Source organism: Nitrospinota bacterium (genome assembly GCA_016235255.1).
Lineage (GTDB): Bacteria > Nitrospinota_A > UBA7883 > UBA7883 > JACRLM01 > JACRLM01.
The window spans coordinates 1-6,403 of the sequence record JACRLM010000052.1; the positions used below are offsets into that span (position 1 = coordinate 1).

Here is a 6,403-nt window from a genome sequence, read left to right on the forward strand (position 1 = left end):
CCCAGGTTGAGGAAAGTGAGCGGTTATAAACACCTGCCGGAACTGCGTGAAATCATGAAACAGGTTCTGGCGGGGAAGATAATGGTGAAAGCGGCGTGACGGTCATGCCGGGAGTTTCAACTAAAAAAGGGATTGACTCTTAATGCCAAGTTGCGTCAGTAATGGTTGTTGAAGTAGCGGTTCCGGAATAATTCCATGAACAGAAAGCTACCACGCCAGTTGGGCATCCTGTTCCAACAGTACCTCCAATAAATCCACAGTCTCTATCAAAAAGAACATTCACGCTTTCAGCACTTGCTGATTCGCTAGACGTGCCATTTTGACTTTCACAGGTATTGTAGGCTACGGCAATGTTTGCAGTCCCCTGATCGTAATAATACAGGCGTCCTGTTCCCGAAAATTGGCTTATTATCGCTGCTTCAAAGCAACGATACGCACTTGGCACGTTGCAACTCCGCACTCCGAAAGCGCCAGAACCGGATGAACCATTGCTTGATGTTGTCGTTTCGCCAGATGAAGACCCACCATTTGATGAAGTTGACGACCCTCCTCCTCCGCCGCCGCAGGAGGTGATGAGGGTTAGAGCCAATAAACTAGTAATTCCCGCCAGCAACTTTTTCATTTTCAAAATCCCCCTTACAAGTGGTTTCTACACTCAATAATCTATCTAGAGTACAGAATATCTACTATTCAAGTTGATATTGTCAACTTCATTCTATGTATCTCCTTGTTCTAGCTTTTTCCTAAACCATCAGACTATTAGGTTGGAGGAACGGAACTTGGCGGATTTAAAAACTTTCGGGTTGAGGGTTAAAGAGCTACGTGCTATTCGCAAATTGACTCAAGATGAACTTGCTGAAGAGTGTGAGATAAATTCCAAATATCTGAGCAGGATGGAAATGGGGCACCATTTCCCCTCCTTCGAGGTTCTCTCTAAAATCGCGGAAAGCCTGGGTGTGGATATGTTGGAGCTTTTTGATTTTGGGCATTCGGCCAAGTCCGCCGGCGAGATGCGTAAGGAGATGCGGGCCATGCTGGATGGGGCCGATGAAGAAAACCTGCGCACAGCCTACCGCACATTAAAAGCCATTTTGCGGTAGCCCTCCCCTAGGAGCGCGGGCATCTTGCCCGCATCGTTTTATACGGCGCTCAACGCGCCGTATAAAACGCAAATATGAAGAGGTTCTTTTTAATAACCAGGCCGGTTTTTATGTGACGCATTATCTCCGCCTTTTCGCCGGTGTCGAACCGGCAAAAGGCGTTGCGGGCAAGATGCCCGCGCTCCCACGGAGGATGGCTACGTCTTCTTCCCCTTCTCCGTCGCTTTCTTGTCCGGGGGCAGGCCGCAACAGACACCTTCCTTGTTCGACGGGCTGTTCTTTAACGCAAGTCCTAGCATCTTCGCCGCCTGGGCGTCGTTTCCCATCGCTTCATACGCCTGTTGCAATTCCACATAGGCGTAATAATGGCCAGGCTCCTTCTCCACCACCTTTGAAAGTACGCGGATGGCTTCCTTGTTGTCCCCCTTTTTCCTTGTGATCGCGCCGGTGTAGTACATGGCCGCCGGATCGTCTGGGTTGGCGGCCAGATAAACATCAAGGTGTTTTACGGCCCGATCATCCGCCTTGGCGTAGAAAAACATCCCGCCCAGAATCCTTTCCGTGTCGGCGGCGTTGGGGCGGGGCGACATTTCCTTTTTGACAAGCTTTTCGGCCTCATCAGCCCCGGCCCGGGCAACAACCATGGCAAGCTGCTGGTACGAGAATGGATCGTGGTGGTTCACATAATTGAGCTTGAGGAAAACGGCGACGGCTTCCCTGTATTTCTTTTCCGTGACAAGCCGGATCCCTTCGATGCGCAACCGTTCCAGTTCTTTCAACTGCTCGGCCCGGGTGGTGGACGTAAGCCCAGGTATGGGCGCCGCGTCACCACCGCCAAAACGGTTCCACGGCTCCAACCCCGCCACCGCCCCAAGGAGGGCTCCTGCGACGGCCATTGTGATCCACAGTTTCATCGAACTCATCCCCGCCGGCCGGTCACTTCTTTCCAAGCATCGCCCCCAGGGCGTCTGAAAACTCCTGGGAGTCCACTTTGGTGCCGTAAATCTGCTTGGTAATCACTCCACCCTTGTCCACTACGGTGACCATGGTGATGTGGGACCATATGTCCTGCTCTGAAGGCAGGAACGAAAAGCCGAATGCCGCGGTAAGCTTGTCCACGCTCTCCTTTTCGGCCAGGCCGAAAGTCCAGAACTTCGGTTCGGTGGTGAAGTTCTGGGAGTATGCCTTGATCCCCTTTATGTCGTCGCGTATCGTGTCGAAGCTGATGGTCAGGAGCCGGAACTTGTCCCCATATTTCTTGCGCGCCTCTTTTGCGGCGGCGGCCATGTTCTGGTTTATGGTGGGGCAGATGTGCGGGCAGGAGGTGAAAATGAACGCCACGAACACCGGCCTGTCGAAAAACTCCTTGAGCTTCACCTTTTTTCCGTCCTGGTTGATGAACGAAAGATTCCCATCGATTGTGGACCCGATTTTCGCGTCCGCCCCAGGGATCCATTTCATCATCCGTTTCTTGATTTCGTCATCGCTGAGCGCTTGATGCCCACCGTGGTCGGCGTGATCGCCATGATCGCCATGGGCCATATGCCCTTCGTGCCCCCCCTGGGCGGACGCCTTAGTGAAATAGGTGGATGGAATGAGCAATACGGTCACAATCATGATAATCCGAGCGCCAAACTTCAACATCGCAAGAATCCTTCCAAAAAATTGTATTAGCAGTTTCCAGGCCCGTGATTTTTCAGGGCGTCTTGTTGAGCAGTTCCAAAAGGTCCGAAAGCTCCGTGCGCACTATGGCAAGCGCATCCACCCCGGAAATCTCGTCACCGGGGCCCCGTTTTTTCTTAAGCGCCTGCCTCGCCCCGGCTATGGAGTATTTTTCGTCGTGCAAAAGCCGCTTTATGGAAAGGGCGGTATCCAGGTCCTTTTTCGTATAGACCCGCTGGCCGTTCCTGTTTTTCTGCGGATTTAAAGTGGGGAACTCCGATTCCCAGTAGCGCAGCACGTGCGGTTTCACCCCAGCGATCTTCGCCACGTCCCGGATCTTGTAGAACATCCGTTCCGGCGGGGCCGGATTCACCGGCAGGCTGTCCTGTCTTGGATTAGTTTCCTTCACCGCCATTTCATCCTTCTTTTTCCACCACGCATTCTATTCCACGCCCCTTGAAAACGCGAGCGGCCTTTTCAGCCGCCCCCTTGTCCGCATAGGGGCCCTTCGCATAAACTTTGAACATCCGGCGCGTCTCCTTTTTGGGAGGGGCCGCTTCCACATTGTACCACAACGATTTGCAAAGTTTCACCACCATATCGCGTCCCGCCGCCGTGGTCAGCGAAGGCGCGCTCACATAATACCTCTCCTCGGCCAGGAACGGCGCCGCCTCCACCCCCTTGGCGGAAAGCATGTCCGCCGCCTCCTGCGCCTGCGACACGGCCGGCCACGGCCCGGCGATCACCCTGTAAAAAGTCACCTCGGCGGGGTTTTCCGTAAGCTGGACCTCCACATCTTTTTGCGCAAGCTTCGCCGCCATCATGGCGCAGCTTTTGGAGTACAGGCACAGGGCGAACCGCACACGCCATCCGCCGCCGATTTTTACCATGCTTTTCACCGGCGCGGGCGTTGCGTCCTGGGCCACCGGACGGGTTGTTATTTCTTCCAGATCAACATTGGCGGCGGTGTCCGGCTCTTCAACTTTCTTCTTTTCCGCAGGCTCTTTCGCCACGGCCGCATCAACGGCTGGCGTAGAGGGGGGGGGCGCCGGTCTTGCCGCGGTCCGTTGCTTTATTGGGGCGAGGGGGGCGGTCTGCCATTCTTCAATCCAGGAGGGCGGGCCCAGCCAGTACGCCGCCGCCAGTCCCGCCGCCACTCCCAATAGCACGCATACCCGGAGGGATGTCCGCCGCTCCATCCCATGGTAGCTTCCATCCGGGCGCAACGTGTTGCGTATGCTTGGGATTTCCTCAAGGAGGTTAAACTTCCTCATCCACCCGATCCGCCGGTCACAGTTACTTGTTCTCCCGCGCCTTTTTGGATTCGGCCACGATTTTCTGCGCGATATTGGGGGGCGCCTCCTCGTAGGAGGCGAAATGGGTGGAAAAATCCCCCCGCCCGCCGGTCACCGACCTCATCTCCTGGTCGTAATCGAGTATTTCCGCCATCGGCATAAGCGCCTTGATCCGCTCATCCCCCCCCATCACTCCCACGCCGGTGACCCGTCCGCGCCGGTGCGCCACTCCCGCCATGATGTCGCCAACGCACTCTTCGGGGACCACGATTTCCACATCCATCACAGGTTCCAGCAGCACCGGCCTGGCCTCGGCGCACGCTAGGCGGAAAGCCTGGGCCGCCGCGATCTTGAACGCAATCTCGGAAGAGTCCACCTCGTGATATTGCCCGTCGAACACCGTCACCTTTATCCCCATCATCTGATAGCCGGCAAGCACTCCATCCGCCATCGCTTCTTTTACCCCTTTTTCAATCCCTGGGATGTACTGGCGCGGGATGACACCGCCAACGATGGCGTTCACAAACTCGAACGCCGTCCCGTCGGTCCCCGGCTCCACGGTGATTTTGCAGTCGGCGAACTGGCCGTGCCCGCCCGTCTGTTTTTTGAGCCGGCCGTGCCCATCGGCCTTGCCCCTGATGGTCTCGCGGTATGCGATTTTGGGCGGATGGGTGGACACCTCCAGCCCGTAACGGGACTTGAGCCGGCTCAACGTAACGTCCATGTGTATCTGCCCCATGCCGGAGATCACAAGGTCTTTGGTCTCCTTGTCCATTTCGAAATGGAGCGTGGGATCCTCCTCCATAAGCTTGGCCAGCGAGGAGGTTAGCTTGTCCTCGTCCCCCTTGCTTTTCGCCTCCACCGCCAGCGCCACCACAGGGTGCGGCGGATCTTCCTTCATGAATGTGACGGGCGATTTGGGGTCGCACAAAGTGTCGCCGGTGGAGGCGCTTTTCAGCTTTGCCACCGCCACTATGTCCCCGGTCACGGCCTTGGAAACAGGGGTCTGCTTCTTTCCAACTGTCGTAAGCAGCGGGCCTATGTGTTCTTTCGCCCCTTTAGAGGAGTTATAAAGGTTGCTGTCGGGGGAAATAGAGCCGGAAAATACGCGCAGATAGCTGAGCCGTCCTGCGAAAGGGTCCACCAGTGTCTTGAAGGTGTAGGCGGCCAATGGCCCCTCAGGGGCAGGCGGAAGGTCAACAAGTTTTCCATCAGGACCATTGGCGAGCCTGGGCGGCATGTCGGCGGGGGAGGGGAGGAAGTTGACGATGGTGTCCAGCGTCTTGCGGATGACCACATTGAGCGTGGCCGATCCGCACAGCACCGGGACCACCTCCCCGGCCACAATGGCGCGCCGCAGCCCCGGGAACAGCTCCGCGTCCTCCAGCGTGTTCTTCTCCATGTAAATGTTCAAAAGCCGCTCGTCCGTCTCCGCGACGGACTCCACCATCTCCCGCCGTTCCTTCTGCGCCCATTTGAGCAGGTTGTCCGGTATCTCCTCGACGGTGAATTTCCCTTCTCCATCCTTGGCGTAGATGTACGCCTTCATGTACAGAAGGTCCACCACCCCCTTGAATGCCGGGCCCGAGCCTATTGGCAGGGTGAACTTGAGCGTCTTCTGGTGGAACACCGCGTCTATCTGGCCGAAGGCGCTTTCGTAGGAGGCGCGGTCGTTGTCCATCTTGTTTATGAATATCACGCGGGGCAGCTTGTGGGCGCAGGCCCAGTTCCACACCCGCTCCGTCTGCGTCTTTATCCCGGACACGGCGGAGACGATTACCAGGGCGGAGTCCATCACGGACATGCTAAGGAAAGTGTCGCCCACAAAATTCTGGTCGCCGGGAGTGTCCAGCAGGTTTATCTTGTGGTCCTTCCATTCGCACGAGGCGATTGAGGTGGAAATGGAGATATTCCTTTTGATCTCCTCCGGGTCGAAGTCCATCACGGTGTCGCCCGTGGAGGTCTTGCCGCGTTTGTTGATGGCGCCCGCGTCATAGAGGATCGCCTCGGCCAGCGTGGTCTTTCCCGCCCCGCTGTGGGCGATGATTCCTACGTTCCTGATTTTGTCCGGCGTGAATGCCTTGTTATTCATGGCGCCTTCCTTTTTACGCGGATATGTTAAGACCGGCCGCAAAGACCGCGCTGGGGCGGCAAGCGTTATTTGTTCAATTATATTCGCATACCGGGAAGGGGGAATGCAATCAAGGTGTTAGCAACAAATAGAAATGTCCGGTTTAGTAGCACATGAATTGTCCGCTTTGTCCATCCGGTGATTTCCGATTAATCCCGGCGTGGCCGCAAGCGGCGGACAGTTACGCCGCAGCCTTCCTTTTCTTTTTGATTTCA

Annotated in this window: 7 protein-coding genes; 1 reads left to right on the top strand and 6 read right to left on the bottom strand. The window is 56.1% G+C overall.

The window, feature by feature from the left end:
* Positions 1 to 139: 139 nt before the first annotated feature.
* The gene (locus HZB29_06725) at positions 140 to 622 is read right to left on the bottom strand and encodes a hypothetical protein (protein MBI5815290.1); all 483 of its coding nucleotides are present in this window, start codon (positions 620 to 622) and stop codon (positions 140 to 142) included.
* 157 nt (positions 623 to 779) lie between these two features.
* Between HZB29_06725 and HZB29_06730 the strand changes: the two genes are divergently transcribed.
* A complete protein-coding gene (locus tag HZB29_06730) occupies positions 780 to 1,100 on the top strand; it encodes a helix-turn-helix transcriptional regulator (GenBank protein ID MBI5815291.1) in 321 nt (106 codons plus the stop codon).
* 197 nt (positions 1,101 to 1,297) lie between these two features.
* Here the strand turns inward: HZB29_06730 and HZB29_06735 are convergent, their stop codons facing one another.
* The 5 genes from HZB29_06735 to fusA form a co-directional block, all read right to left on the bottom strand.
* Positions 1,298 to 2,014 (bottom strand): tetratricopeptide repeat protein, encoded by a 717-nt coding sequence (locus HZB29_06735; protein MBI5815292.1) that lies wholly within the window; start codon positions 2,012 to 2,014, stop codon positions 1,298 to 1,300.
* A gap of 22 nt (positions 2,015 to 2,036) precedes the next feature.
* A complete protein-coding gene (locus HZB29_06740) occupies positions 2,037 to 2,717 on the bottom strand; it encodes an SCO family protein (protein ID MBI5815293.1) in 681 nt (226 codons plus the stop codon).
* Positions 2,718 to 2,796: 79 nt separating this feature from the next.
* On the bottom strand, positions 2,797 to 3,177 hold the full coding sequence (locus HZB29_06745; protein MBI5815294.1) for a MerR family transcriptional regulator: 381 nt from the start codon (positions 3,175 to 3,177) through the stop codon (positions 2,797 to 2,799).
* Position 3,178: 1 nt separating this feature from the next.
* A complete protein-coding gene (locus HZB29_06750) occupies positions 3,179 to 4,036 on the bottom strand; it encodes an SPOR domain-containing protein (protein ID MBI5815295.1) in 858 nt (285 codons plus the stop codon).
* 22 nt (positions 4,037 to 4,058) lie between these two features.
* On the bottom strand, positions 4,059 to 6,149 hold the full coding sequence (gene fusA, locus HZB29_06755) for an elongation factor G (GenBank protein ID MBI5815296.1): 2,091 nt from the start codon (positions 6,147 to 6,149) through the stop codon (positions 4,059 to 4,061).
* Positions 6,150 to 6,403: the final 254 nt, after the last annotated feature.

Coding starts and splice junctions, on each gene's coding strand:
- HZB29_06740 (MBI5815293.1), bottom strand. CDS start 2,717: ATGATTGTGACCGTATTGCTCATTCCATCCACCTATTTCACTAAGGCG.
- HZB29_06725 (MBI5815290.1), bottom strand. CDS start 622: ATGAAAAAGTTGCTGGCGGGAATTACTAGTTTATTGGCTCTAACCCTC.
- HZB29_06735 (MBI5815292.1), bottom strand. CDS start 2,014: ATGAAACTGTGGATCACAATGGCCGTCGCAGGAGCCCTCCTTGGGGCG.
- HZB29_06745 (MBI5815294.1), bottom strand. CDS start 3,177: ATGGCGGTGAAGGAAACTAATCCAAGACAGGACAGCCTGCCGGTGAAT.
- HZB29_06750 (MBI5815295.1), bottom strand. CDS start 4,036: ATGAGGAAGTTTAACCTCCTTGAGGAAATCCCAAGCATACGCAACACG.
- fusA (MBI5815296.1), bottom strand. CDS start 6,149: ATGAATAACAAGGCATTCACGCCGGACAAAATCAGGAACGTAGGAATC.